This is a genomic window from Streptomyces sp. NPDC032126 (assembly GCF_055580085.1).
Window position 1 is genome coordinate 703818 of record NZ_JBVIMA010000003.1, and the last position, 25463, is coordinate 729280.

The 25463-nt window shown below is 71.1% G+C and carries 22 protein-coding genes; 11 read left to right on the plus strand and 11 right to left on the minus strand.

The features are described from left to right. Positions 1-4: 4 nt before the first annotated feature. From ACZ5NW_RS16180 to ACZ5NW_RS16205, 6 genes are all read left to right on the plus strand, one after another. Positions 5-802 (plus strand): type III pantothenate kinase, encoded by a 798-nt coding sequence (locus ACZ5NW_RS16180; RefSeq protein WP_468744437.1) that lies wholly within the window; start codon positions 5-7, stop codon positions 800-802. 175 nt (positions 803-977) lie between these two features. After that, on the plus strand, positions 978-1673 hold the full coding sequence (locus ACZ5NW_RS16185) for a hypothetical protein (RefSeq protein ID WP_468744509.1): 696 nt from the start codon (positions 978-980) through the stop codon (positions 1671-1673). A 115-nt stretch (positions 1674-1788) separates the two neighbouring features. Beyond that, positions 1789-1974, plus strand: a complete 186-nt coding sequence (locus ACZ5NW_RS16190; RefSeq protein WP_468744438.1) for a hypothetical protein — start codon at positions 1789-1791, stop codon at positions 1972-1974. A gap of 151 nt (positions 1975-2125) precedes the next feature. Then, positions 2126-2548, plus strand: a complete 423-nt coding sequence (locus ACZ5NW_RS16195) for a BlaI/MecI/CopY family transcriptional regulator (RefSeq protein WP_468744439.1) — start codon at positions 2126-2128, stop codon at positions 2546-2548. A gap of 24 nt (positions 2549-2572) precedes the next feature. Then, positions 2573-3106: an amino-acid N-acetyltransferase gene (locus tag ACZ5NW_RS16200; protein ID WP_468744440.1), complete on the plus strand. Its 534-nt coding sequence runs from the start codon at positions 2573-2575 to the stop codon at positions 3104-3106. A gap of 196 nt (positions 3107-3302) precedes the next feature. Further along, the gene (locus tag ACZ5NW_RS16205; protein ID WP_468744441.1) at positions 3303-3638 is read left to right on the plus strand and encodes a histone-like nucleoid-structuring protein Lsr2; all 336 of its coding nucleotides are present in this window, start codon (positions 3303-3305) and stop codon (positions 3636-3638) included. On the opposite strand, the gene ACZ5NW_RS16210 is transcribed toward ACZ5NW_RS16205, so the two are convergent. Then, on the minus strand, positions 3617-4384 hold the full coding sequence (locus ACZ5NW_RS16210) for an SCO3374 family protein (RefSeq protein ID WP_468744442.1): 768 nt from the start codon (positions 4382-4384) through the stop codon (positions 3617-3619). The genes ACZ5NW_RS16205 and ACZ5NW_RS16210 overlap by 22 nt on opposite strands. A gap of 419 nt (positions 4385-4803) precedes the next feature. Here ACZ5NW_RS16210 and ACZ5NW_RS16215 point away from each other — a divergent pair, with 419 nt between their 5' ends. Next, on the plus strand, positions 4804-7329 hold the full coding sequence (locus ACZ5NW_RS16215; protein WP_468744443.1) for an ATP-dependent Clp protease ATP-binding subunit: 2526 nt from the start codon (positions 4804-4806) through the stop codon (positions 7327-7329). 61 nt (positions 7330-7390) lie between these two features. On the opposite strand, the gene ACZ5NW_RS16220 is transcribed toward ACZ5NW_RS16215, so the two are convergent. Beyond that, positions 7391-10582 carry an NACHT domain-containing protein gene (locus ACZ5NW_RS16220; protein WP_468744444.1) on the minus strand — a complete coding sequence of 1064 codons (3192 nt, stop codon included), beginning with the start codon at positions 10580-10582 and terminating at the stop codon, positions 7391-7393. Positions 10583-10675: 93 nt separating this feature from the next. Beyond that, positions 10676-11284 (minus strand): HAD family acid phosphatase, encoded by a 609-nt coding sequence (locus ACZ5NW_RS16225; RefSeq protein WP_468744445.1) that lies wholly within the window; start codon positions 11282-11284, stop codon positions 10676-10678. Between the two features lie 517 nt (positions 11285-11801). On the opposite strand from ACZ5NW_RS16225, the gene ACZ5NW_RS16230 reads away from it, so the two are divergent. Then, positions 11802-12389, plus strand: a complete 588-nt coding sequence (locus ACZ5NW_RS16230) for a M23 family metallopeptidase (protein ID WP_468744446.1) — start codon at positions 11802-11804, stop codon at positions 12387-12389. Positions 12390-12512: 123 nt separating this feature from the next. Here the strand turns inward: ACZ5NW_RS16230 and ACZ5NW_RS16235 are convergent, their stop codons facing one another. Next, positions 12513-13106, minus strand: a complete 594-nt coding sequence (locus ACZ5NW_RS16235) for a TetR/AcrR family transcriptional regulator (RefSeq protein WP_468744447.1) — start codon at positions 13104-13106, stop codon at positions 12513-12515. A gap of 124 nt (positions 13107-13230) precedes the next feature. Between ACZ5NW_RS16235 and ACZ5NW_RS16240 the strand changes: the two genes are divergently transcribed. Continuing rightward, positions 13231-14844, plus strand: coding sequence for an MDR family MFS transporter (locus ACZ5NW_RS16240; RefSeq protein WP_468744448.1), 1614 nt, complete (start codon positions 13231-13233; stop codon positions 14842-14844). A gap of 156 nt (positions 14845-15000) precedes the next feature. Here ACZ5NW_RS16240 and cseC read toward each other — a convergent pair whose 3' ends face one another. From cseC to ACZ5NW_RS16265, 5 genes are all read right to left on the minus strand, one after another. Next, positions 15001-16344 (minus strand): two-component system sensor histidine kinase CseC, encoded by a 1344-nt coding sequence (gene cseC / locus ACZ5NW_RS16245; RefSeq protein ID WP_468744449.1) that lies wholly within the window; start codon positions 16342-16344, stop codon positions 15001-15003. A gap of 13 nt (positions 16345-16357) precedes the next feature. After that, positions 16358-17059, minus strand: a complete 702-nt coding sequence (cseB, locus tag ACZ5NW_RS16250) for a two-component system response regulator CseB (RefSeq protein WP_468744450.1) — start codon at positions 17057-17059, stop codon at positions 16358-16360. A 179-nt stretch (positions 17060-17238) separates the two neighbouring features. Further along, positions 17239-17898 (minus strand): hypothetical protein, encoded by a 660-nt coding sequence (locus tag ACZ5NW_RS16255; RefSeq protein WP_468744451.1) that lies wholly within the window; start codon positions 17896-17898, stop codon positions 17239-17241. Continuing rightward, complete coding sequence (locus ACZ5NW_RS16260) at positions 17883-18425, minus strand: SigE family RNA polymerase sigma factor (protein WP_468744452.1); 543 nt, start codon at positions 18423-18425, stop codon at positions 17883-17885. Before ACZ5NW_RS16260 ends, ACZ5NW_RS16255 begins: the two co-directional genes overlap by 16 nt. A gap of 303 nt (positions 18426-18728) precedes the next feature. Beyond that, positions 18729-19682 carry an HhH-GPD family protein gene (locus tag ACZ5NW_RS16265; protein ID WP_468744453.1) on the minus strand — a complete coding sequence of 318 codons (954 nt, stop codon included), beginning with the start codon at positions 19680-19682 and terminating at the stop codon, positions 18729-18731. Between the two features lie 301 nt (positions 19683-19983). On the opposite strand from ACZ5NW_RS16265, the gene ACZ5NW_RS16270 reads away from it, so the two are divergent. After that, positions 19984-20796: a hypothetical protein gene (locus ACZ5NW_RS16270; protein WP_468744454.1), complete on the plus strand. Its 813-nt coding sequence runs from the start codon at positions 19984-19986 to the stop codon at positions 20794-20796. An 11-nt stretch (positions 20797-20807) separates the two neighbouring features. Here ACZ5NW_RS16270 and disA read toward each other — a convergent pair whose 3' ends face one another. Together disA and radA are read right to left on the minus strand one after the other, a co-directional pair. After that, the gene (disA, locus tag ACZ5NW_RS16275) at positions 20808-21932 is read right to left on the minus strand and encodes a DNA integrity scanning diadenylate cyclase DisA (RefSeq protein WP_468744455.1); all 1125 of its coding nucleotides are present in this window, start codon (positions 21930-21932) and stop codon (positions 20808-20810) included. 81 nt (positions 21933-22013) lie between these two features. Further along, positions 22014-23423: a DNA repair protein RadA gene (gene radA, locus ACZ5NW_RS16280; RefSeq protein WP_468744456.1), complete on the minus strand. Its 1410-nt coding sequence runs from the start codon at positions 23421-23423 to the stop codon at positions 22014-22016. Positions 23424-23680: 257 nt separating this feature from the next. Between radA and ACZ5NW_RS16285 the strand changes: the two genes are divergently transcribed. Beyond that, positions 23681-25426, plus strand: coding sequence for a BACON domain-containing protein (locus ACZ5NW_RS16285; RefSeq protein WP_468744457.1), 1746 nt, complete (start codon positions 23681-23683; stop codon positions 25424-25426). Positions 25427-25463: the final 37 nt, after the last annotated feature.

Below are 25463 nucleotides of genomic sequence, written 5' to 3' on the forward strand. Positions count from 1 at the left end.
GGCCATGCTGCTGACGATCGATGTGGGCAACACGCACACCGTGCTCGGGCTGTTCGACGGCGAGGAGATCGTCGAGCACTGGCGGATCTCGACCGACGCCCGCCGCACGGCGGACGAGCTGGCGGTGCTCCTTCAGGGGCTGATGGGGATGCATCCGCTGCTCGGGGAGGAGCTGGGGGACGGCATCGACGGGATCGCGATCTGCGCGACCGTCCCGTCGGTGCTGCACGAGCTGCGTGAGGTGACGCGGCGCTACTACGGCGACGTGCCGGCCGTTCTCGTGGAGCCCGGGGTGAAGACCGGCGTGCCGATCCTCACCGACAACCCCAAGGAGGTCGGCGCGGACCGCATCATCAACGCGGTCGCGGCGGTCGAGCTGTACGGCGGCCCGGCGATCGTCGTCGACTTCGGTACGGCGACGACGTTCGACGCGGTCAGCGCGCGCGGGGAGTACGTCGGCGGGGTCATCGCGCCCGGCATCGAGATCTCGGTGGAGGCGCTGGGCGTCAAGGGCGCGCAGCTGCGGAAGATCGAGGTGGCGCGGCCGAGACACGTGATCGGGAAGAACACGGTCGAGGCGATGCAGTCGGGCATCGTGTACGGCTTCGCCGGACAGGTCGACGGGGTCGTGCAGCGGATGGCGCGGGAGCTGGCGGACGATCCCGACGAGGTGACCGTCATCGCGACGGGTGGGCTGGCGCCGATGGTCCTGGGGGAGTCGTCGGTGATCGATGAACACGAACCCTGGCTCACGCTGATCGGCCTGCGCCTGGTGTACGAGCGGAACGTGGCACGCATGTGAGGCGCGGACGGGCGCGTCGCCGTGACCCGTCAGGCCTGAAGGGGGCGCCCAAGCCCCGCAGGGCCGTGGGGCTGACCGGTGGAAATGGGCGCGCCACGCGCCGCGTCTATGTCGAATTTGTCTGATTAGCGCGTACTGTCGCCGCATGCCCACGCCATACGGATCCCGCGGCGGCATGGCGTTCGGCGTGGAGGAGCTGCGTGTGCTCCGCCGCGCTCTCGCCCTCGCCCTTCACCCCGGCCCCGCCTCTGCCGAGGACGTCCAGGACTGCCACCGGCTTGCCGAGACCCTCGACGAGGCGATGCGCGAGGGCGCCCGGCTGCGGGCCTTTCTCGTGACCGACCTCGCCCGCTACCGCGCCGCCCTCCCGGGGACCGCGGCCGGCTATCTGACGCTTCTGGAGGAGGTCCTGGGCGCGGGCTACCGTCCCGTCCCGGACGACCTCGCCGCCCTGCGCGCGCTGCGCGGCAATCCGGTGGCGGCCGCCCTCCTGGACCGCTGCCAGATCCTCGCCGAGCAGGACGTGCGGGCGCGTCTCGCCCGGCGCACCCCACGGCAGGGCACCGCCCCGTCCGTCCCGGCCGTTCCCGCCTCGCGGGGCCGGCTCATCCCGCTTCCCGGCGGCCGGTGCGAGGACGCCGGCGAGTCCGAGCGGGGCAAGGAGAAGAAGCCCGCCGAGAAGCCGGCCGCGCCCGCCCCCGGGCCTTCCGCGCCCGCCCCCGGGCCTTCTCCCCGTCGCGAGCCGGCGCCCGGTGAACCCTCCACGCCCCCCGCCCGGCGGCCCGTTCCCACCCCCGGTGAGGTCTTCCCGCGCCGCAAGCCCACACCGCCGCCCGCCGACCCGGAGCAGCGGCGGCTCGCCGTCGGCTGACGGCAGGGCCCGGCACGGCCCGGCCGGGCGTCCCCCGGTCGGGCCCTCACCAGGGCGTATACCGCGCTCGTCACCCCGCCCGGATGTCCGATTCCTCCATGGCTACCCTGGATCCATGGACTACGTCTCCGCGCTCGTGCCCCCCGTCGTCATGGCCGTGTTCTTCATCGGCCTGATCAGGGTGATCGTGAAGACCCAGGGCGGGGCCAACAAGGCCAAGGAGGACGCCGCGGTCGACGCGGCACTCGCGCGTGCGGAGGGGGCCCGTCAGGCGACCTCCTCCGCCGACGGCGACCTCTGAGGCTCCGCCTCACCACGTACGGCTCTCGGCGTACGGCTCCACGCGCGCGTACCCGCGCTTTCCGAGCCGTACGCCCTTTTTGTTCCCGTTTGACGTTGTAAGTGCCCGTCCGGCACGCCATTGGCGAGATCTCCCACTATTGTTCTGAGCTGTGCCTCGCCCATTGGGAGAACTCGAAGACGCGGTCATGACGCGGGTGTGGAAGTGGAACCGCCCGGTGACCGTTCGAGAAGTCCTGGAAGACCTTCAACAGGAACGGTCCATCGCCTACACCACGGTGATGACCGTTTTGGACAATCTCCATCAGAAGGGCTGGGTGCGCCGCGAAGCGGAAGGCCGGGCCTATCGATATGAGGCGGTCTCCACCCGCGCCGCCTACGCCGCCGCTCTGATGAACGACGCCTGGTCGCAGAGCGACAACCCCGCCGCCGCTCTCGTCGCCTTCTTCGGCATGATGAGCGACGAACAGCGACAGGCGCTGCGGGATGCCGTACGGATCGTGCAGGGGCCGGAATCCACCGATCCACCGGATGCCCGGGAGACCGCCGCGGAGAACCCCGGCTCGGCGCCCTAGGGGCATGGGCGATAGCGTCCGCACATGTCAGCAGAGAGTCCCGAAGTCACCGCTAATGCCATCACCGTCCGGCGGGCCCGGACGAGCGATGTCCCGGCCGTGCGTCGTCTCCTTGACGCGTACGTCCGCGAGCGCATCCTGCTCGACAAAGCGATGGTGACGCTTTACGAGGACATCCAGGAGTTCTGGGTGGCGGAACGCGACGACAACGCCGAGGTCGTCGGCTGCGGCGCGCTGCACGTGATGTGGGAAGACCTGGCGGAAGTCCGCACTCTCGCGGTGAAGCCGGGCCTGAAGGGCGCGGGCGTCGGCCATCAGTTGTTGGAGAAGTTGCTGCACACCGCGCGCTGGCTCGGGGTTCGGCGGGTTTTCTGCCTGACCTTCGAAGTGGACTTCTTCGGCAAGCACGGCTTCGTGGAGATCGGTGAGACGCCGGTCGACACCGATGTCTACGCGGAGCTGCTGCGTTCCTATGACGAGGGCGTCGCGGAGTTCCTCGGACTCGAACGAGTGAAACCGAACACCTTGGGCAACAGCCGGATGCTTCTGCACCTGTGATCGTCGCGTCGGGATCGTCCGAAACGCGCATGTTTCCGGGCCGGGGCGGGGTCGTCGGCCTCTGCCAGGGGTTTGTGTTTTTCCGGCAAAAGCGGTTTGCTTTCCGACGTACTGCAGTACTGCATATAACAGGGGGCGGCGAAACGGCGGACGCCGCAGACCCCCAGCCCTCACGTTATCGATGAAAGGAAATCCGGTGGCACAGAAGGTTCAGGTCCTTCTTGTCGACGACCTCGACGGCGGCGAGGCGGACGAGACGGTGACGTTCGCGCTGGACGGCAAGACGTACGAGATCGATCTCACGACTTCCAATGCCGACAAGCTTCGCGGGCTTCTCGAGCCCTATGTGAAGGGCGGTCGTCGTACCGGAGGCCGTGCCGCGGGTGGGCGTGGAAAGGCGCGTGCCGCTTCCGGCGGCGGCCAGGACACCGCACAGATCCGCGCGTGGGCGAAGGAGAACGGTTACGAGGTCAATGACCGTGGCCGTGTTCCCGCGACCATTCGTGAGGCTTACGAGAAGGCCATGGGCTGAGCGGACGCGCGCCGCAGCCGGACACGGTGACACCACGTCGCCACCGTGTCCACCAGTCGTACGAGATCGGGGGCGCCCCCACCGCCCCCGGGCGCCGGCACCGCCGACAGGCTCGGCATCGCCGGCAGCGAGGCTTCGACCTCGTGCCCGGCCACGGGGGGCCGCAGCCATACGGCGGCCCCCTGCACATCTGCCCCCGCGCCGCTCGCACCGGCCGTAGCCGTGTTCGCACCGGCTTCCGCGCCGCTCGCACCGGGGAGCAGCGGGGCCTCGACGGTCCCGCCCGCGCCGATCGTCACGAGATCCAGTGGCAGCGTGCCCCACTCCAGCCACGCCAGGATGCCCGGCACCTCCTCGGCGCCGCCCGCGGCCACCAGCAGCCACACGCGGTCCCCGCGCAGAGCGACCGGCGAACCCGGCCTCAGCCGCCCCAGCGCGGCGAGCCCCACCTCGGCCGGCACGTCCAGTACGTCGAACCGCCGCCCGGTGAAAAGTCGTACCGGCTCCCCGGGCACTGTCTCCCACCCCAGCTCGTTCTCGTACCAGCCGCGCAACCAGCGGTCCGGGGCGACGGAGCCGCTCCGGTGGCCGTGGGTGCGGGGACTGTCAGGAGTGAGTGGCCGACGGGGGAGCGGGACGAGGTGGTCGGTGGTGAGCGGAGTGACGGTTGCGGTCCTGAGCGGAGCGACGGTGTCGGCGTCCCGGGACGGTTCGACGGGGCCTGTCCGGGCTGGGTCCGTTGGCATGTCAACTGCAACCTTCGCGAGGCCCCCCGGGTTACGCTGGGTGGCGTCATGGGTGCAGGGAGTGTTCGAACGGGGGACTGGTGAGGCGCAAGGTTGTTCGCCCATAGCGGAGGGAAGCGGGGCGCCCGGCATGGAGTGTCCGTGCGGGCGGGTAAGACATCCCTAGTGGGAGGGGGCGACGCGCGGGAAAGGCCGTCTCACGTTCGCCATCGGCGTAGTGGCGACTGGGGTAACTGCCTGGCCTGCGGGAACATCGTCTCGCACCATCGGGTTGGAGCAGATGTCGGCGTTCGGGGTCAGGAGGCCATCGACGGTGTCGGCAGTTGGAATGAGCGGTCCCCGCTTGCGGGACTAAGCTGCGGAAGGACAGGGAGGGGAAGTTCCCCTACCTGCCTGACCGCTCTGAGGAGCGATTAACGATGTTCGAGAGGTTCACCGACCGCGCGCGGCGGGTTGTCGTCCTGGCTCAGGAAGAAGCCCGGATGCTCAACCACAACTACATCGGCACCGAGCACATCCTCCTGGGCCTGATCCACGAGGGTGAGGGTGTCGCCGCCAAGGCCCTTGAGAGCCTCGGGATTTCGCTCGAGGCGGTCCGCCAGCAGGTGGAGGAGATCATCGGCCAGGGCCAGCAGGCCCCGTCCGGGCACATCCCCTTCACCCCCCGTGCCAAGAAGGTCCTGGAGCTGTCGCTCCGCGAGGCCCTTCAGCTCGGCCACAACTACATCGGCACGGAGCACATCCTGCTCGGCCTGATCCGTGAGGGCGAGGGCGTCGCCGCCCAGGTCCTGGTCAAGCTGGGCGCTGATCTCAACCGGGTGCGGCAGCAGGTCATCCAGCTGCTCTCCGGCTACCAGGGCAAGGAGACCGCCACCGCCGGCGGGCCTGCCGAGGGCACCCCCTCGACGTCCCTGGTCCTCGACCAGTTCGGCCGGAACCTCACCCAGGCCGCTCGTGAGTCCAAGCTCGACCCGGTCATCGGGCGCGAGAAGGAGATCGAGCGGGTCATGCAGGTGCTGTCCCGCCGTACCAAGAACAACCCGGTTCTGATCGGTGAGCCCGGCGTCGGCAAGACCGCCGTCGTCGAGGGCCTTGCCCAGGCCATCGTCAAGGGCGAGGTGCCCGAGACCCTCAAGGACAAGCACCTCTACACCCTCGACCTCGGCGCCCTGGTCGCCGGCTCCCGCTACCGCGGTGACTTCGAGGAGCGCCTGAAGAAGGTGCTCAAGGAGATCCGCACCCGCGGCGACATCATCCTGTTCATCGACGAGCTGCACACGCTGGTCGGTGCGGGTGCCGCCGAGGGCGCCATCGACGCCGCTTCGATCCTGAAGCCGATGCTGGCCCGCGGTGAGCTGCAGACCATCGGTGCGACGACCCTCGACGAGTACCGCAAGCACCTGGAGAAGGACGCGGCCCTGGAGCGGCGCTTCCAGCCCATCCAGGTCGCGGAGCCGTCCCTCCCGCACACGATCGAGATCCTCAAGGGCCTGCGCGACCGGTACGAGGCGCACCACCGCGTCTCCATCACCGACGAGGCGCTGGTCCAGGCGGCCACCCTGGCCGACCGGTACATCTCGGACCGCTTCCTGCCGGACAAGGCGATCGACCTGATCGACGAGGCCGGTTCCCGGATGCGCATCCGCCGGATGACCGCTCCGCCGGACCTGCGCGAGTTCGACGAGAAGATCGCCGCCGTCCGCCGGGACAAGGAGTCCGCGATCGACTCGCAGGACTTCGAGAAGGCCGCCTCCCTGCGCGACAAGGAGAAGCAGCTCCTGGCCGCCAAGGCCAAGCGGGAGAAGGAGTGGAAGGCCGGCGACATGGACGTCGTCGCCGAGGTCGACGGTGAGCTGATCGCCGAGGTCCTTGCCACGGCCACCGGCATCCCGGTCTTCAAGCTGACCGAGGAGGAGTCCAGCCGTCTGCTCCGCATGGAGGACGAGCTGCACAAGCGGGTCATCGGCCAGGACGACGCCGTCAAGGCGCTGTCGAAGGCGATCCGCCGTACGCGCGCCGGACTGAAGGACCCGAAGCGTCCCGGTGGTTCGTTCATCTTCGCCGGTCCGTCCGGTGTCGGTAAGACCGAGCTGTCCAAGGCGCTCGCCGAGTTCCTCTTCGGTGACGAGGACGCGCTGATCTCCCTCGACATGTCGGAGTTCAGCGAGAAGCACACGGTGTCGCGTCTCTTCGGTTCGCCCCCCGGCTACGTGGGCTACGAGGAGGGCGGCCAGCTGACCGAGAAGGTCCGCCGCAAGCCGTTCTCCGTCGTCCTCTTCGACGAGGTCGAGAAGGCCCACCCGGACATCTTCAACTCGCTGCTGCAGATCCTGGAGGACGGTCGACTGACCGACTCCCAGGGCCGGGTCGTGGACTTCAAGAACACGGTCATCATCATGACGACCAACCTCGGCACCCGGGACATCTCCAAGGGCTTCAACCTGGGCTTCGCCGCCCAGGGCGACACGAAGAGCAACTACGAGCGCATGAAGAACAAGGTCTCGGACGAGCTCAAGCAGCACTTCCGGCCCGAGTTCCTCAACCGTGTCGACGACGTCGTCGTCTTCCCGCAGCTCACGCAGCAGGACATCCTGCGGATCGTCGACCTGATGATCAGCAAGGTGGACGAGCGCCTCAAGGACCGGGACATGGGCATCGAGCTCTCCCAGGCCGCCAAGGAGCTGCTGTCCAAGAAGGGCTACGACCCGGTGATGGGCGCGCGGCCGCTGCGCCGCACGATCCAGCGCGAGATCGAGGACACGCTGTCGGAGAAGATCCTCTTCGGCGAGGTGCGCCCCGGTCAGATCGTGGTCGTGGACACCGAGGGCGAGGGCGAGACCCAGACCTTCACCTTCCGGGGTGAGGAGAAGTCGGCGCTGCCGGACGTTCCGCCGATCGAGCAGGCGGCCGGCGGAGCCGGGCCGAACCTGAGCAAGGACGCGTAAGCGTCCGGCGACGGGCCACGTGAAGGGGCCGGTGCTTTCGGGCACCGGCCCCTTCGGCGTCTCAGTTCACGTCCGGCACCACGTCGACGCCGGGGAAGAGGCCCTCGAACCGGGCGCGCAGAGACGGGTCGGGGACGATCAAGGATCGAAGGCCCGGCAGTCGGGGCACCAGCGGGGAGAGGTCCTCGGCGCCGTGCATCTCCGGGACCCACAGGGCCTCGACGCCCGGCAGTTGCGGCATCACCTCGATGGACTGCGGGAAGTCCCGGATGACCCGCGCGTTCAGATACAGGTGGGTCAGTTCGGGCAGTTCGGCGATCGCCTGCCAGTCGGCGACGGTCAGTTCCGTGGTCAGCGGTCCGATGCTGAGCGTCTTCAGACCTGGCCAGCGCTGAAGCCCGCGCAGCCCCGTGCTGTCCGTGCTGTGACCGCCGAAGAAGACGAACTCCAGCGGCGCGCCGAGCGGGAGGATCTCGGTGAGGTCGGCGCCCGGCAGTTCCTGGCTCACGGTGATCGTCCTGAGAGACCTCAGGGACCGTAGGCCCGTCATGTCGGCGATGCCGGAGCAGCCGACCAGGACGAGCGGCAGCGCGGCGAGACGTTCGACACCACCGGCCCGCGGACACTCGTCCAGCCACAGCTTCCGCAGGGAGCTGAACGGCAACAGGGCGCCGAGGTCGCCGACATGAGGATTGTCCCGCAGGACGAGAGCCGTCACCGCGTCGGCGGCCGGTACGGCGGCCAGGATGTCCTCGATCCGGTACGCACCCTTGAAGGACAGGCTGTCCCAGGGCCGCATCGACCTCAGCGCCGCTCGCTGCTCGTCCGACTCGCAGGTCAGTTGGAGATCGTCCCGATCAAGATGATCCAGCACCTCCGCCGCGTACTCCGCCGCGTCGAACCGCCCCCACGTCCCCACCAACTGCCGCCGCACACCGAGACTCGGGTGCTCCCGGAACCGGCGCAGCACCGCGAGGGCGCCCTCCGGTTCCTCCGTGCCGAGGAGGGACGCGGTGATCGTGACGCCATGGGCCTCGGCGTCCGTCAGCCCCTCCGGCCCCGGCAGCAGCTCCAGCACGATCGGTCCCGCCTCCGCCAGAGCGCGGGCGTCCTCCGTCGTACGCGGCGGGATCAGCGCGGCCGCCCGGGCCTCCACCTCAGCCCGCACCCCCGGCTCCAGGGCCGCCGCGTGCTCCAGGCAGGCCAGCGCCAGCAGGGTGAGCCGAGGCGTGTCCGCGGCCAGCAACTGACGTAGCACCCAGGCGCGTTCGCGAGGGCGGGCGTGGGCGATCGCCATGCGGATGACGTCCTCCCACTGGGTGTCGCCGGCGTTGCTGGTCAGGACGTCGAGGTGGCCCTCCTCGACGGCGTAGCGCGCGCCCAGGTAGTCCTGGAACGTGCGGTGGACGAAGTCGACCACGCCCTCGGCGGGTTGGCGCAGCAGGCCGCTCCGCAGCAGCAGCGTCCGCAGGACGGCGGGGGCGTCGCCCTGGCCGGCCACCGAGGCGATCGCCGGCAGAGAACGGTCCACGATGGCCTCGGCCGCGTCGAGTTCCATCTCCGTGCGGCCGCTCAGCACCAGCGCGTACGCCAGACGTTGCAGCAGTTCCAGCTGCGCTTCCTCGCCGAGCTCCGGGACGCTCATGCCCCGCTCCCGGTCGCGGCGGGCGAGCAGCATCGTGAGGGCGGCGTCGTACAACTCCTTGCGGCCGGTGGGGAGATAGCCGCGCCGCTCGCGGTGCAGGGCGCAGATCAGGCCGCACATCAGAGGGTTGGTGGCCAGCCGGGCCAGGTCCCGCTTGGTGCGCAGGGCGTCCAGGAGCGGGCCCTCGTACTCCGGCGCGCGCGCCGCCCGGTGCCAGCGGCGTACGAACGTGGTGACCTCGGAGCGGCGCATCGGGGCCAGCGCCAGTTCGCGGAAGCCCTCCTGGGCGAGCCAGTCGGGGCGTACGGCGGTGGGGCGGGACGTCAACAGCCAGCGGTTGCCGGGGTAGGCCGCGAGCAGGGCGCGCAGCCAGTCGCGGGTGCGGTGGCGGTCGGCGGCCGGGATCTCGTCGAGGCCGTCGACCAGGATCAGCCCGCGGCCCGTCGCGAGGACGCGCTCGGCCCAGCCCTCCGGCGGGGTCATCGGGCAGCTCAGGGCCGTCAGGAAGTCGGCGGGCGCCGGGAGGGCCCCGGTGCGGACGAGGGTGCGCAGGGGGAGGACGAAGGGGACGTGTTCTCCCGTACGGGCCGCCGTGACCGCCAGCCACTGCACCAGGGTCGTCTTCCCGGAGCCCGCCTCGCCCCGCAGCAGCACGCGCGCGTGCGCCAGCAGCGCCTCCTCCGCGGGCAGTCGACCCGGGGTGCCGAGCGAACGCTCGCCCAGCAGGTCACCCAGGGCTCCGGCCGGCGCCGCACCCGATGTACGGCGCCGTGCCGCACCCGGGCCATCGCCCCGTGCCTCGCCCGCCTCCTCGCCCCGCGCACCCGACGACGCGTCCCGTGCTTCACCCGGCGACGCGCCCCGTGCCTCGCCCGGAACCGCGTCCATCGGCGGGTCCTCTGTGTAGGTCGTCTCCAGGCTCAGGTAGGCCACTTCGAGGGGCCAGCGGTCGGGGGAGTCGCGCAGGTCGATGCCGTAGATGGTGATGTGGTCGTGCCGTTGGGCGGCGTACGGCAGATAGCGGCGTTCGAATGCGGTGTCGCGGGCGTCGGGCCGGGGGAGCCGGGTGATCAGCTCGTCGACACGGGCGATCAGGTCGGCCTGGGCGCGGGTCTGTTCGACGAGGGTGCGGGCGACGAAGGAGGAACGGCGGGTGAAGAACTCCAGGATCTGGAGGCAGGCCCATTCCGTCGCGTTGTCCAGGAAGTAGCAGGCGTCGGCCGAGAGGACGCTGGTGCCGGGACCGGCGTACGTCAGCTTCTTGGCGAGCTCGCGGTGGCCGAGGCGGACGGCCTGTACGTCGTCCATGTCCAGGTCGCCGAGGGCGAGCAGGCGCCGGGCCAGGGCGTCGGCCACGGCGGTCCGCTCGTCGGCCGGGAAGGGCGCCTCTCCCGGCGAGTCGATCGCCCGTTCGACGAGTCGTTCGGCGAGCCGGTGGACGTCCTTGTCGCCCAGGGTGCGTTTCTCCCCCCGGAAGGACACCAGCCCGCTCAGCCGCACCGGCCTGTCGACCAGCCCCGCGCCGGGTCCATCGGTGACGAACAGCTTCCGCACCAGCGGTGCGATCGCGCTGGACGCCAGTTTTCCGCCGAGTACGACCGGCTCCATGCCTCACCCCCGTGACCGAGCCAACAGGGGTGAGGGTATCGAGCGCCGACCGCTCGGGTCAGGGGAGCCGACCGGCGTGCGGCAGCGGTCGGGTCAGGACAGCTGACCGCCGTAGTCCGGCAGCTTGAACGTCTTCTCGGCGTGGCCGCCCGAGAGGTCGGTGGCGCTGTTGCCGATGTTCGCGATGATCGTGTAGCCCTTGTTCTCGATGTCGACGCGCTGGGCCGTCTTGTAGGCGGCGACATCCTTGAACAGGTCGAACAGGCCGCGGACGTAGAGTCCGGAGACCTCGTAGCCGTCGTGTTCGAGGTTGTACTCGGTGGGCCAGTAGATGATGCCGGGGCGGGCGGTGACGAAGAAGAGGTCGACGCCGTGCTCCTGGGCGTACTCGGCGACGTTCAGGACCGGCTTGTTGGCCGGCTGCGGGTAGCTGAAGCCGAAGTCGGTCTCCAGGGTGGTGTTGTCGATGTCGAAGACGATCGCCTGCTTCTCACCGGGCTTGGCGGCGGCGATGCGCTGCTTCAGGTACGGCAGCGCCTGGTCCATGACGGTCTGGCAGTCGTGCTGCCAGGTCGCGTAGTCGACGTTCGCGGCGGCCGCGGAGGCCGGGGCGGCGTCGGCCGGGGCGGCCACGGCGACGAGTGCGGCCGCGGAGACGACGGTCACCGTGGCGTTGCGCAGCCAGGCACGTCTGTTGGTCATGTGGGGGTTCCTCTCACATTTCGTCAACGCTGCGTTGTCGCGTGCATGCTCGTCGGTGAGGGTGGCGCGGGAGGAACCGTAGGGTTACTGGAGGGTAAGTGGCTAGGGGTCTGCGTCACATTGATGCGGGGGCGCGTTGGGTGGCGCTGTGCCGTGAGGGTGGCGCGACGGCGTAGCCGGGGTCACATCGCGGTGCCCGGTGATCCGTGCGGCCGGTGATGTGCCGCACAGGAGCTACGTCACTTACTAGGGGGATTAGTGGAGGGGGAGATCACCCCAAAAAGGGACTTCTCTCCCGAACCTGGCGGGTGATTTAGCCGTCAGGGGTGATTTATCCGTGATGGGGCGTAGGTCGTATGACGTTAAGTTTTGCGGTGAAGTACTAGTTTCGGTCGTAGATCACACGTTTGGGTGCTGATGGGGTCCGGGGGTACCAAGGGTGAGCCCATCCGGCGTAGTCCCTGTGCCGGGTGGTTCTCATGTCCCCGAACCCCCGAGGTATTCGATGTCCCGCGCCATGAACCGCTCTTCCCGTACGTCGCTGCTCCGCACCCGCGTGGCCGTCGGCGCCGCCGCTCTGGGTGCCGCCGCGGTCGTGCTGGGCGGCGGCATGGCGTCCGCCGCCGAGGCGACCGCCGTCACGGCGACCACCGCCAAGGCGACCACGGCCAAGGCCGCTTCGGCCGCCCGCTGGGTCGACCCGGTGAAGAAGTACACGCTGTCCGCGTCCTTCGCCCAGTCCGGCACCATGTGGTCGCACAAGCACAGCGGCCAGGACTTCGCCGTGCCGAGCGGCACCAAGGTCGTGGCCGCGCACGGCGGCACGGTCGTCAAGGCCGGCGGCAACGGCGCCGGTGACGGCTCCGCCTACGGCAACGCCATCGTGATCAAGCACTCCAACGGCGTGTACTCGCAGTACGCCCACCTGTCGAAGGTCCAGGTGAGGGTCGGTCAGATCGTGAAGACCGGTCAGGCCATCGCCCGCTCCGGCAACACCGGCAACTCCAGCGGCCCGCACCTGCACTTCGAGATCCGCACGACCCCGAACTACGGTTCCGCGATCGACCCCGTCGCCTTCCTGCGCTCGAAGGGCGTGACGGTCTGAGCCGTGGTCGGCTGACTCGCCGCCCGGTGAGCCGCGGCTGACTTGGTCGCGGCCGACCTGGCCGGGGGTGGCCCGAGCTGCGGTCGCCCCGGCCTGCATAAACCCGACCTGCGCCCCCCCTGATCAGTCCCGGCTGTTCTGGTGTGCCTGGGTGACCAGGTCCGTGGCGACCTTCATGACCGCCTCGCGCTTCTTCTCGGGGTCCGCCTCCAGATCCTGGAGGAAGAACATGCCCGCGTGCAGGGTGAAGATCGCGCTGACACAGCGGACCTGGTCGATCAGGTCCGCGTCGGGGTCGACGAAGATCTCCCGCAGTCCCTGCATGCGTTCCTTGAACGTCTCGCCGACGCGCAGCTCCCGCACCGTCGCCTGGTTCTCCTGCATGAAGCGGAACAGCGGGGCCGCGCCCTCCAGCACCTCGCTGTAACGGCGGACGATCTCCTGCTTGACCTCCAGTGTGTGCGGCTGCTCCCTGCCCCACTCGATCAGGTCGAGGATCGGCTGCGTCAGATCGTCGAAGATGCTGACGAGGATCTCTTCCTTGGTCTTGAAGTGGTAGTAGAGCGCCGCCTTGGTGACGCCGAGACGCTCGGCGATCTCACGCAACGACGTCTTCTCGTAGCCCTGCTCGGCGAAGAGCTCGAGTGCCACGTCCTGGATGCGCTGGCGGGTGTCGCCGCGGCGCTGCTGCCTGGTGCCGTCCATCGTGCCACCCATCCTCGCACCCCCGAAGAACTTACTTGACGCCCGGCTAGTTGCGGGTCTACCTTCCCAGTGTAGTGAACTAGCCGGGCGGCAAGTAAGTAGTCGCCGGGGTGCGGGGCCCAGGGGAGTGGGAACGATGGCGGACACGCAGACGACGGACATGGTCGAGGAAGAACCCGACAAGCAACCCAAGAGCGTGCGCGTCGTGCTGCTCGCGCTCATGATCACGATGATGCTGGCGATGCTCGACAACATGATCGTGGGCACGGCGATGCCGACGATCGTGGGTGAACTCGGCGGCCTCGAACACCTCTCCTGGGTGGTGACCGCGTACACCCTCGCGACCGCCGCCGCCACGCCGCTGTGGGGCAAGCTCGGCGACATGTACGGGCGCAAAGGCTCGTTCATGACGTCCATCGTGATCTTCCTGGTCGGCTCCGCGCTCAGCGGCATGGCCCAGAACATGGGCGAGCTGATCGGCTTCCGCGCCGTGCAGGGCCTGGGCGCCGGCGGTCTGATGGTCGGCGTCATGGCGATCATCGGCGACCTGATCCCGCCCCGGGAGCGCGGCAAGTACCAGGGCATGATGGCCGGCGTCATGGCGCTGGCGATGATCGGCGGCCCGCTGGTCGGCGGCACCATCACCGACAACTGGGGCTGGCGCTGGTCCTTCTACATCAACCTGCCGCTCGGCGTCGTCGCCCTCGCCGCGATCAGCGCCGTGCTGCACCTGCCGAAGAAGCGGTCCGAGGCGCGCATCGACTACCTGGGCGCCGCCCTGCTCACCGTCGGCATCACCTCGATCGTGCTGGTCACCACCTGGGGCGGCTCGGAGTACGCCTGGAGCTCCGCGCGGATCATGGAGCTGATCTTCCTCGGTGTGGTCGCGCTCGTCGGGTTCGTGTTCTGGCAGACCAAGGCCGCCGAGCCGGTCGTGCCGCTGCACATCTTCCGCAGCCGCAACTTCACCCTCATGTCGATCATCGGCTTCATCACCGGCTTCGTGATGTTCGGCGCGACCCTCTTCCTACCGCTGTACCAGCAGTCCGTGCAGGGCGCCTCCGCGACCAACTCCGGGCTGCTGCTCCTGCCGATGCTCGGCGCGATGCTCGTGACCTCGATGGTCGCCGGGCGGATCACCACCAACAGCGGGCGCTACAAGGTCTTCCCGATCATCGGCGGTGTGCTGCTGATCGTCGGGCTGTACCTGCTGTCCACGATGGACACCGGCACCTCGCGCTTCACCTCCGGTGTCTTCATGGCCGTCCTCGGTCTGGGCATGGGCTGCCTGATGCAGATCACCATGCTGGTCGCGCAGAACAGCGTCCAGATGAAGGACATGGGCGTCGCCTCCTCCTCGACCACCCTCTTCCGTACGCTCGGCTCCTCCTTCGGTGTCGCGATCATGGGCGCGCTCTTCAACAACCGCGTCCAGGACGTCATGGCCGAGCGGGCCGGTTCGCTGGGCTCGAAGATCACCGAGCAGTCCGCGCAGCTGGACGCCGCGAGCCTGGCGAAGCTGCCGGAGCAGGCGCGGGAGGCCTACCAGTACGCCGTCTCCGACGGCACGCACGCGGCCTTCCTCCTCGGCGCGATCGTGGCCGTGGGCGCGCTGGTGGCGGCCCTGTTCGTCAAGGAGGTGCCGCTCAAGGGGGCGGGGCCGAAGCAGGACGACGCGGCGGACGGCGACCAGCAGGACGGCGACCCCCAGGACGCGGTGGCCCACGCCCCGGTCGTCGAGGCGGTCTGAGCGGTACGCCCCCAGCGACCGCAGTGAGTCGGCCCCCGGCGGAACCCCGCCCGGGGGCCTTCCTCGTACGGGGCCTTCCGCGTACGGGCCCCTCCGGGCTGGCGGGATCTTCAACTGGGCGACTCCGTGAACTCGCCGGGAGACGGCCGCCGCCCCCTACGGCAGCATCGGATAGCTCCCCGTGTTCGTAGGCGCGTGCTCCGGGAGCCAGAGGACGGCCACCGCGCCCTCGGCCGGTATGTGGTCCGGCGCCCCGGCGGGGCGTACGTTGCGGAAGGTCAGCCGGGCGCCCATGACGCGGGCCTGGCCGGCGGCGATGGTCAGGCCGAGGCCGTGGCCGTGGCCGGAGCGGTCGCTGCTGCCCGTGCGGAAGCGGCTCGGGCCCTCCGCGAGGAGGTTCTCGGGGAAGCCGGGGCCGTGGTCGCGGACCCGGATGACCCTGCCCTCGACGGTGACCTGGATCGGCGGCTTGCCGTGCCGGGCGGCGTTGGCCAGGAGGTTGAACAGGACGCGCTCCAGCCGACGCGGGTCGGTGGTGACCTCCGACTCGTGCACCACCCGCACCTCGACCTCCGGGTCCTTCGCGGCGATCCGCCGGGTGACGAACTCGCCCAGCAGGATGTCCTGGAGCTCGGCCCGCTCGGAGGCGCCGTCGAGGCGGGCCACTTCCAGGACGTCCTCGACGAGGGTGCGCATCGCCTGCGCGCGGTCAAGGACCAGCTCGGTGGGTCGGCCGGGCGGCAGCAGCTCGGCCGCCGTGAGCAGGCCGGTCACCGGCGTGCGCAACTCGTGGGCGATGTCGGCGGTGACCCGGCGCTCGGCGTCCAGCCGCTGTTGCAGGGCGTCCGCCATGGCGTCCACCGCGCTGGCCAGGTCGTCGGTCTCGTCCCGCACGACCCCGCCGATCGCGTCCCGCACACGGACGTCCGGCTCGCCGTTGGCGACCTGGTTCGCCGCGGCCGCCGCCTTGCGCAGCCGGCGCGACAGCTGACCGCCGATGAGCACGCCCAGCGCGCTGCCGCCGAGGACGACCGCGATGGAGCCGATCACCAGCGCCTGGTCGAGGTCCTTGAGGATGTTGATGCTGCGGTCGGTGAAGCCGGTGTGCAACGACAGCACATGGCCGTCCTTGACCGGCACGGCGGCCCATATGTCCGGCACCCCGCCCGCCCGGTCGGAGACGAACGTGGCCCGGCGGCCGTCCTGGACCTTGGCCCGCAGCTGCGCCGGCAGCGCCGGGTCGTCGAGTTTGATGCTCGGGAAGTTCGGCCGGCCGGACGACTCGTAGTTGCGCTGGGCGATGAAGACCCGCTCGGCGGCCAGATCGCGCGCGTTGTCCAGCATGGACACCCGGGCCGCGTTGTGCACGACCAGGCTGAGCGCGATCGCCACCAGGGCGCCGACCAGCGCGATCGCCGCGCTGAGCTTCCACCGCAGGCCGGTGCGGAGGCCCGAGCGCTCCACCCGGGCCGGAACCAGATGCCTGATCATCCCCCGCATATCCCCGCCCCGCTCAGGCCTTCAGTTTGTAGCCGAAGCCGCGGACCGTCTCGATGCGGTCCTGACCGATCTTCGTCCGCAGCCGCTGGACATGGACGTCGACGACACGGGTGTCGCCACCCCAGCCGTAGTCCCAGACCCGCTCCAGGAGCTTGTCGCGGGAGAGCACGGTGCCCGGGGCCGAGGAGAACTCCAGCAGCAGCCGCATCTCGGTCGGCGTCAGCGCCACGGGCTGCCCGGACCTGCGCACCTCCATGCCCTCGGTGTCGACCTCCAGATCGCCGAAGGTCAGCACCCCGCCCGTGGCGGCGGTGTCGGGCTCGGCGCCGCCTCCGCCGCCCGCGTGCCCGAAGCGGCGCAGCACCGCGCGGATGCGGGCGACCAGCACGGCACCGTCGAACGGCTTGGTCACATAGTCGTCGGCGCCGGCCTCCAGGCCCAGGACGACATCGATGGAGTCGGCGCGCGCGGAGAGCATGATCACCGGTACGGTCGACTCGTCGCGGATGCGACGGCACAGGCTGACCCCGTCCAGCCCCGGCACCATCACGTCCAGCAGGGCGATGTCGGGCCGGTTCGCCCGGAACGCCTCCAGGCCCGACAGACCGTCGGGCATGGCGGTGACCGCGAAGCCGTCCCGCTCCAGGGCGAGCTGGGTGGCCTCGCGGATGACGTCGTCGTCCTCGACGAACAGGACGTGGGTCTGGTCTGCCATCCCGGTGCTCTCAGTCCTAGTGATCAGTGTCGGTCGTACGGCGCGGGCGCCTGCTGCGCGCGCCCCCCTACACGGGGACGTCCGCAGCGTGTGGTCCGTTCACCGCTTCATCGGTCCGAGTGGCCCGATCGGTTCACGCCCACAGGAAAATCTTCCCCCGCTCACAGGAAAGCCGATGCTCAGCCGTCCTCGGGCGCCGGGGTCTGGTCCTCGCCGACGACACTGCTGTAGTCGTTGTGCCAGGTGTACTCCTGGATGAAGCCGGCCTCCGCCCAGCGATAGGTGATCACGTTCTCCCCGGACGGGCTGGAGACCGGGTCGCCCTTGTCGTACACCTGTTTGGTGACCACGAGGTCGCCGCGGTCTATCTCGGCGTAGACCGGGGGTTCCTCGGACTTGAACACGTTCTCGTAGCGGCCGTTCTTCTCGCGGTAGACGTACGAACCGAGGCCGACGGCGTCCGAGCAGGTCAGCACGTTGACGACGACGTCGTTGGCGGAACCGCCGGTCAGTTTGCCGTAGGAGACGTCGACCGGGTAGTCGTCGGCGACGCAGGGCTTCAGCCCGCGTTTGACCTCGGCCGAGACCTCGGGGTCGTCCTTGACGAGCTGTACCGCGTCCACGCGGTCGAGCGCGCTGAAGGGGGCGGCCGGGACCGACGCTCCGGCGCCGGTGACCGAGTCGGCGTGGGCCGGTCCCTCGTCACGGGTGCCGGTGCCGCCGGTGGCGCACGCGGAAACGAAAAGGGCGAGGGCGGCGAGCACGACCACCGCCGTGAACGCCGCCTGCGCACTCGCTCGGGCCGGTGTGGGCCCAGCCTCGGTCAGGCCGCCGCGCAACGCTCCCGCTCCTCACGCTCCAGCGCGCGTGCGTCCAGATCGCGGGCCTCCAGCTCCTCGCGGAGCCGGGCGAGCGCCCGGTGCAGCGTGCTCTTGACCGTTCCGGCCGACATGCCGAGGGCGGCGGCCGTCTCCTCCGTGGACATCTGCTCCCAGTGTCGCAGCACGACGACACTGCGCTGTTTCGGAGCGAGCACCTTCATGGCGTCCATCAACAGAGCGCGGTCCGCGTGCTGTTCGGTGGAGTCGTCGACCTGAGCGTCCGGGAGCTGCTCGGTCGGGACCTCCTCCAGCTTCCGCGCGCGCCACCACTCGGTCCGCGTGTTGATCATGACGCGGCGCAGGTAGGCGTCGGCGAGCCGCTTGTCCGCTATGCCCTCCCAGCGGCCGTACGTCCGCGCCAGCGCGGTCTGCAGCAGGTCCTGCGCGTCGACCGGGTCCGGAACGAGGCGGCGGGCGCTGCGCAGCAGCGCGTCCTGCCGGGTGCGGACGTACTCCTCGAACTCGAGCACCTCTCCCTGCGCCATGATCAACCGCCTCCGATTCCCCGTGAGTCCCCGTGCCGGCTCGTCGTCCCCGTGCCGGTGTCCTGCCTGTGGTCTGTGGCCCTGCTGGGCACGGAAGAGAAGCTACGGAGGAGTTGTCACGGGGCTGTGCGGGGCAGCCTGCGGCCAGCGCTCAGCTGTCCGTCGGTTGTGTAACGAAAGCCGGAACGGGGTAAGGGCGTGAGCCGATTGAGTCCGGTATGGGGCGATTTGAGGCCCCGAGTGAATGTGACAGTGGGCCGTGTTCCTGTGATGTGGGGGCGATTTCTGTGATGTGACGGTGTGTCAGGTGAGCGGCAGTCGGTACAGCCCGCCCGGCAGCGGCTCCACCAGACCGTCCGCGACGAGACCGTCCAGCGCACGGGCGCGCTGCACCGGCTCGTGCCACACCTGGTCCAGCGCGGCCTGCGGCACGGGCGCGTGCGCGTCGCGCAGTACGGCGAGCAGCTTGCCGCGCACCTGACGGTCCGTGCCCGCGTACGTCTGTCCCTTGCGCGGCGGCCCCTCGTGCTCCGGCTTGCCGGCCAGCCGCCACGCGCACTGGGCGGCGATCGGGCAGCGGTGACAGGTCTCGTTCTTCGCCGTGCACACCAGCGCGCCCAGCTCCATGGAGGCGGCGGCCCAGCGGGCGGCCGTCCGCTCCTCCTCGGGCAGCAGCGCGCGGGCGAGCTTGCGCTCCGCGGCCGTGGTCGCGTTCGGCGGGTACTGCACACCGGTCACCGCGCGCGCGAAGACCCGGCGCACATTGGTGTCGAGGACCGCGTGCCGCTGCCCGTACGCGAAGGAGGCGACCGCCGCGGCCGTGTACTCGCCGATGCCGGGCAGCGCCAGCAGCTGCGCGTGGTCCGACGGTACGTCGCCGCCGTGCCGCTCCGTTATGGCCACCGCGGCGCCGTGCAGCCGCAGGGCGCGGCGCGGGTAGCCGAGCCGCCCCCACGCGCGTACGGCCTCGCCGGGGGCCTCGGCGGCCAGGTCGGCGGGGCGGGGCCAGCGGGCCAGCCACTGCTCGTAGACCGGCAGGACGCGGCTGACCGGTGTCTGCTGGAGCATGAACTCGCTGACCATCACGCCCCACGCGCCCGCGTCGGGGCGCCGCCAGGGCAGGTCGCGGGCGTTCTCCTGGAACCAGTCGATGACGGGGGAGTGCAGGTGCGCGCCGGAGGACGACGCCTCGGCGGAGGCCGGGCCGGGGACGGCGTCGGCGGAGGTGCTGTGCGGGAGCTTCGTGGGCGCAGTCATGGCCTTCCGATCCTGCCATGTACGGGGGCGCATGCGTGCGTACCGTCACCCGACGGGGTGGGAGCGCCCGTCGCGCCGATCCCTTGGCCAGAGCTGCAAGGGCGCGATCGCGAACAACGGGGTGTGATCACGGTCCGTGGGCGAGACACCGAGGCCGTCACCGACCGCGATCACCGGGCCGCGGCGCGGGACGGAAGAGGGGAGTGGGGAGGCCGGGGCCGGGATGATGATCCGGAAAAGTTGTCGATCCCGGCGGCGGGTGGGGACGGCGAACGCCGCGATCTCTCGTACAGTTTGCGCCGTGGGATCTCTGCGCAATCCGGTCGGGCCGCTTCCCTCCTCCATCTACTGGCGACGGAGGGTCGTACTGCTGTCCGTGGTCGCCCTGTTGGCGCTGCTGATCGCGTGGATCGTGGGCCCGGGCGGCGGGGGCGGCAAGAACAACGCCGGCGGGGCCAACGGCAAGAATCCCGCCTCCTCGATCACCCCGGGGCCGTCCGGCTCGGGGCCGGCGATCAGTCAACACCCCGGCGGGCGCGACGAGTCGACCGGTGCGGACACCGGCGGCAGCGGCGGTTCCGCCGGTACGGGGTCCGGTGAGGCCGGTGGCGGCGACGACGGCAACGGCGACACGTCCGGTTCCGCCGGTTCCGTCGACGGATCGGCCGGGGGCGGCGGTACGGGTACGACGCTGCCCGCGGGGACGACACTGCCCAACTGCACGCCCAGCGTGGTGACGTTGACCCTGCGCAGCGTGCGCAACACGTACTCGCCCGATCAGACGCCCACCTTCCAACTCGTCGCGAAGAACAGCTCCGCGAACGACTGCAAGATCGATCTCGGGCCGAAGAACGCCGTGTTGACGATCACTCGGACCGGGGCGAGCGAGAGCTACTGGTCGTCGGCCGACTGCCCCAAGGTCTCCGGCAGCCTGCTGTACCGGGTGCCGGCCGGGGGCGGTTTCACGTACACCGTGAAGTGGGACCGCAAGCCGAGCGCGCCGGAGTGCGCGACGCCTCCGGCGGGGGTGGCCAAGGCCGCGACCTACCTGGTGGAGGCCAAGGCACCGGGCTTCACCAAGACCCAGACGTCATTCGTCCTGGAGGACGACTGAGGGCGACCGCCCTAGACGTAGCGCTCCAGGATCGACGACTCCGCCAGGCGGGACAGGCCCTCGCGGACGCTGCGGGCGCGGGCCTCGCCCACGCCGTCCACCGTCTGGAGGTCGTCCACGCTGGCCGCGAGCAGCTTCTGGAGGCCGCCGAAGTGCTCCACCAGGCGGTCGATGATCGCGCCGGGCAGGCGCGGCACCTTGGCCAGCAGACGGAACCCGCGCGGGGAGACCGCCGAGTCGAGCGCCTCGGGGGAACCGGTGTAGCCCAACGCGCGGGCCACCGTGGACAGTTCGAGAAGCTCCGCGTGCGTGAGCGCGTCGAGCTCGGAGAGGGCCTCGTCGACCGTGCGGGAGCGCTTGGCCGTCGGCTCGGGCACGTAGTCCCGGACGACCAGCTCGCGCTCCGGCTCCACGCCCGCGATCAGCTCGTCGAGCTGGAGGGCGAGGAGGCGTCCGTCCGTGCCCAGCTCCACCACGTACTCGGCGATCTCGGTGGCGATCCGGCGGACCATCTCCAGACGCTGTGCGACCGCCGACACGTCGCGGACCGTCACCAGGTCCTCGATCTCCAGCGCGGACAGCGTTCCCGCGACCTCGTCCAGGCGGAGCTTGTAGCGCTCCAGGGTCGCCAGCGCCTGGTTCGCGCGGGACAGGATCGCCGCCGAGTCCTCCAGGACCCGGCGCTGGCCGTCGACGTACAGGGCGATCAGCCGCATCGACTGGGAGACCGAGACGACCGGGAAGCCGACCTGCTTGGAGACCCGGTCCGCCGTACGGTGCCGGGTGCCCGTCTCCTCCGTGGGGATCGTCGGGTCCGGCACCAGCTGCACGCCCGCGCGCAGGATCTTCGACAGGTCCGAGGAGACAACGATGCCGCCGTCCAGCTTGCACAGCTCGCGCAGCCGGGTCGCGGAGAACTCCACGTCCAGCACGAAGCCGCCCGTGCACATCGCCTCGACGGTCTTGTCGGAGCCCAGCACGATGAGACCGCCGGTGTTGCCGCGCAGGACGCGCTCAAGGCCGTCCCGCAGGGCTGTGCCGGGTGCCACGGCGCTCAGCGAGGCGCGCATCAGGCCATCGGAACCGGCACTCCCACCGGACTTTCCGGGAGCCGCTGCCCGGTCGTTGGCTGCCACTGCACTCCTCCGGTCGCAGGTTCTGGGGTGCTCCCGTTTCGCGCACTCGGTTCGTACGGACGGGCGAGACCAGGGCAAAGTCTACCGGCGGTCCTCCGCCTCCTGTGGGGCCTCTCGGCGACGCGACCGCGGCAGGACCCGCAGGGCGTCCCCTATGTCGGCGACTTCCAGCACCTTCATACCGGCCGGGACCCTGCCCGGATCGCCCGGCACGAGGGCGTGCGTGAAGCCCAGGCGGTGCGCCTCCGCGAGCCGGCGCTGCACGCCCGTCACCCGTCTGACCTCGCCCGCGAGGCCCACCTCGCCGATCGCGACGAGGTTCTTGGGCAGCGGAGTGTCGCTCGCGGCGGAGGCCAGCGCGAGCGCGATCGCGAGGTCGGCGGCGGGCTCCGAGAGCTTCACCCCGCCGACCGTCGCCGAGTAGATGTCCCGCTTGCCGAGCGCGCTGATGCGGCCGCGCTGCTCCAGGACGGCCAGCATCATGGACACGCGCGAGGTCTCCAGGCCGGAGGTCGTACGGCGCGGGGACGGGATCTGCGAATCGACGGTGAGCGCCTGCACCTCGGCGACCAGGGGACGGCGGCCCTCCAGCGTGACCGTCAGGCAGGTGCCGGGGACCGGTTCGTCACGTCGGGTCAGGAAGAGGCCGCTCGGGTCGGCGAGGCCCGTGATGCCCTCGTCGTGCAGTTCGAAGCAGCCGACCTCGTCCGTCGCGCCGTAGCGGTTCTTGACGCCGCGCACGAGGCGCAGGCGCGCGTGCCGGTCGCCCTCGAAGTGCAGGACGACGTCGACGAGGTGCTCCAGCAGGCGCGGGCCGGCGATCGCGCCGTCCTTGGTGACGTGGCCCACGAGGAGCGTGGACATCCCGCGCTCCTTGGAGGCGCGGATCAGGGCGCCCGCCACCTCGCGGACCTGGGCCATGCCGCCGGGCGCGCCGTCGATCTCCGGGGAGGCGACCGTCTGCACCGAGTCGAGGATCAGCAGCGACGGCTTCACGGCGTCCAAATGGCCGAGAACGGCCGCGAGATCGGTCTCGGCGGCCAGATACAGGTGGTCGTCGAGGGCGCCGATGCGGTCGGCGCGCAGCCGGACCTGGCTCGCGGACTCCTCGCCCGTCACATAGAGCGTGCGGTGCTCGTCGCTCGCTGACTTGGCCGCCACGTCCAGCAGGAGGGTGGACTTGCCGACGCCGGGTTCGCCCGCGAGCAGCACGACGGCGCCGGGGACGAGGCCGCCGCCCAGGACGCGGTCCAGCTCCGGCACGCCGGTGGAGCGGGCGGTGGCGCGGCGACCGTCGACCTGGCCGATGGGCAGGGCGGAGGAGGTGACGCGGCCGGGCGCCGTCGTACGGACCGCCGGCGCGCCGTACTCCTCGACCGTGCCCCATGCCTGGCATTCGGGGCAGCGGCCGAGCCACTTGGCCGTCTGCCAGCCGCATTCCGTGCAGCGGTAGGAGGGCCGGTCCTTGGTGGTCTTGGTACGGGCAGCCATGGGGAAACCGTAACCGGCGGGTCTGACAACGCGGCGCGGCTGTGGACGGACACCGTCCTGTGCGCCGCTCGCGGCCGCGCCGCGCCCCACCCGCCCCAAACCGTCAGCACCCGCCGCAAATCGGTCACACCCGCCCCGAACGAGCCCCGGAACGAGAGGTTCCCGTGCCCATATGAGGGATCGTTTCACCCGTACGGAGGAAAACGGCTCAAGGCGCGGGAGGAGGCCGTTCCGGGCCGCCTACGGTCGCACGGGTGATGAGCAGCAGTCCGGAGACCTCGACCCGCACGACCGGCGCACACCGGGCGCAACGGGAGGCGCGCGATCGCGCCGCGGCGCGCACGCTGGCCCAGCGCCCGCCCGCACGCTACGAGCCCTACCTGGACGGCCTGTTCACCTACTGCCTGTCGGTGCTGTGCGACCACGACGCGGCCACCACCGCGCTGGGGGACGTCCTCGCGCTCGCCGAGAGGCGGGGACAGCGTGTCCCCGAGGCCGGCGGGGAGCGCAGGGCCTGGCTGTACGCGCTGGCCCGCTGGGCGTGCCTGCGCAAGCTGGCCGAGGCCAAGCAGAAACGTCAGGGCACGCACGCGGCCGGCCGCCCCGGCACCCACCGCCCGTCCGCCCCGCAGCCCGCCGCCCCGCCCGTCTCCGAGGAGACCCGGGAGCGGCGCCGCCGCGAACTCGCCCTGCTCGCCTGGCCGGAGGCGGCCGGCACCACCCCGGAGCAGCGCGAGGCGCTCGAACTCGCCGTGCGCCACCGGCTCGCCGCCCACGAGGTCGCCGCCGTCCTCGGCATGGACCTCGCCGCCGCCCGCGAACTCCTCGCCTCCGCCGCCTGCGAGGTCGAGCGCACGCGCGCGGCGCTCGCCGTCGTCGAGACCGGCGGCTGTCCCGGCGTGGCCCGCCTCACCGGAGATCAGCAGCTGGTGCTCAGCGCCGCCCTGCGCCGCGAGCTCGTCCGGCACGTCGACGACTGCCCGCGCTGCCGCCGCGCCGCCGAGCGCGCCGTCCCCGGCCGGTGGCCCGGCGACACGGTCACACCCGCCGAGCTGCCCGTCCTGGAAGCCCCCCGCGCGGCCCTGCACGCCGCCATGGCGCACGTCCCCCGCGCGCGGGGGGCCGCCACGCCCCGCTTCGACCGGCGCGGCTTCCCGATGGACCCGAAGGACCGCGCGGCCCGCCGGGACCGCCTGCGCGCGCGTGCCGTCACGACGACCGTCGTCGCCACCGTCGTCGCCGCGCCCGTCCTCGCCGTGTGGGCCGCCTACCGAGGCACCCCGACCGCCGACGGCGTCGACGGCCGCGCCGCCAGCGCCAGCGAGGCGCGGGGCCCCGACGGCCTCGACGGAGAGGCGGCGGGCGGCTACGAGAACGCCGGGAACGCCAGTACGCGCCCCGGCGCGGGCCTCGACGGCGGCCACGGGGCGGACGTGTCCGTGGAGGTCATCAGCGTCATCGGCGCGGGCGGCAAGGGCGCCGGGCGGCTCACGGTGACCGCCGGGAGCAGCGGCGACACCACGCTGATCACCCTGACCGCGGCGAAGGACGGCGGCGGTCCCGTCCACTGGTCCGCGACCACCGGCGCCGCCTGGCTCTACCTGAGCCGTTCCACGGGCACCCTCGCGCCCGGCGAGTCGGTGACCCTCAAGGTGTACGTCGACCCGCTGCGCGAACCCGCCGGGTACTGGAACGCGCGCGTGGCGATCGCTCCGGCGGGCTCGCTCGTGTCGATCGCCGGATACGGCACCGCGCCCGTCCCGGGCGACCCGGACCCCTCGGACCCCGGCCCCGGCGGTCCCGGATCCCCGCCGGCGTCGCCCGACCCGGACCCGACACCGACCGACTCCGCGCCCACCGATCCCCCGCAGAGCGATCCACCGTCGTCGCCCGACCCGCAGCCCACGTCCGGCGAGTCGTCCCCTCCCGCCCCGGGGGACCCGTCGACCCCGCCCGGCGACGGCGGGGATCCCGGCCAGAACCCGTCCGGGCCGTCGTCGTAACGGCGCGCGGGGCCGGGCGAGGGAGGCCCCCTGGATC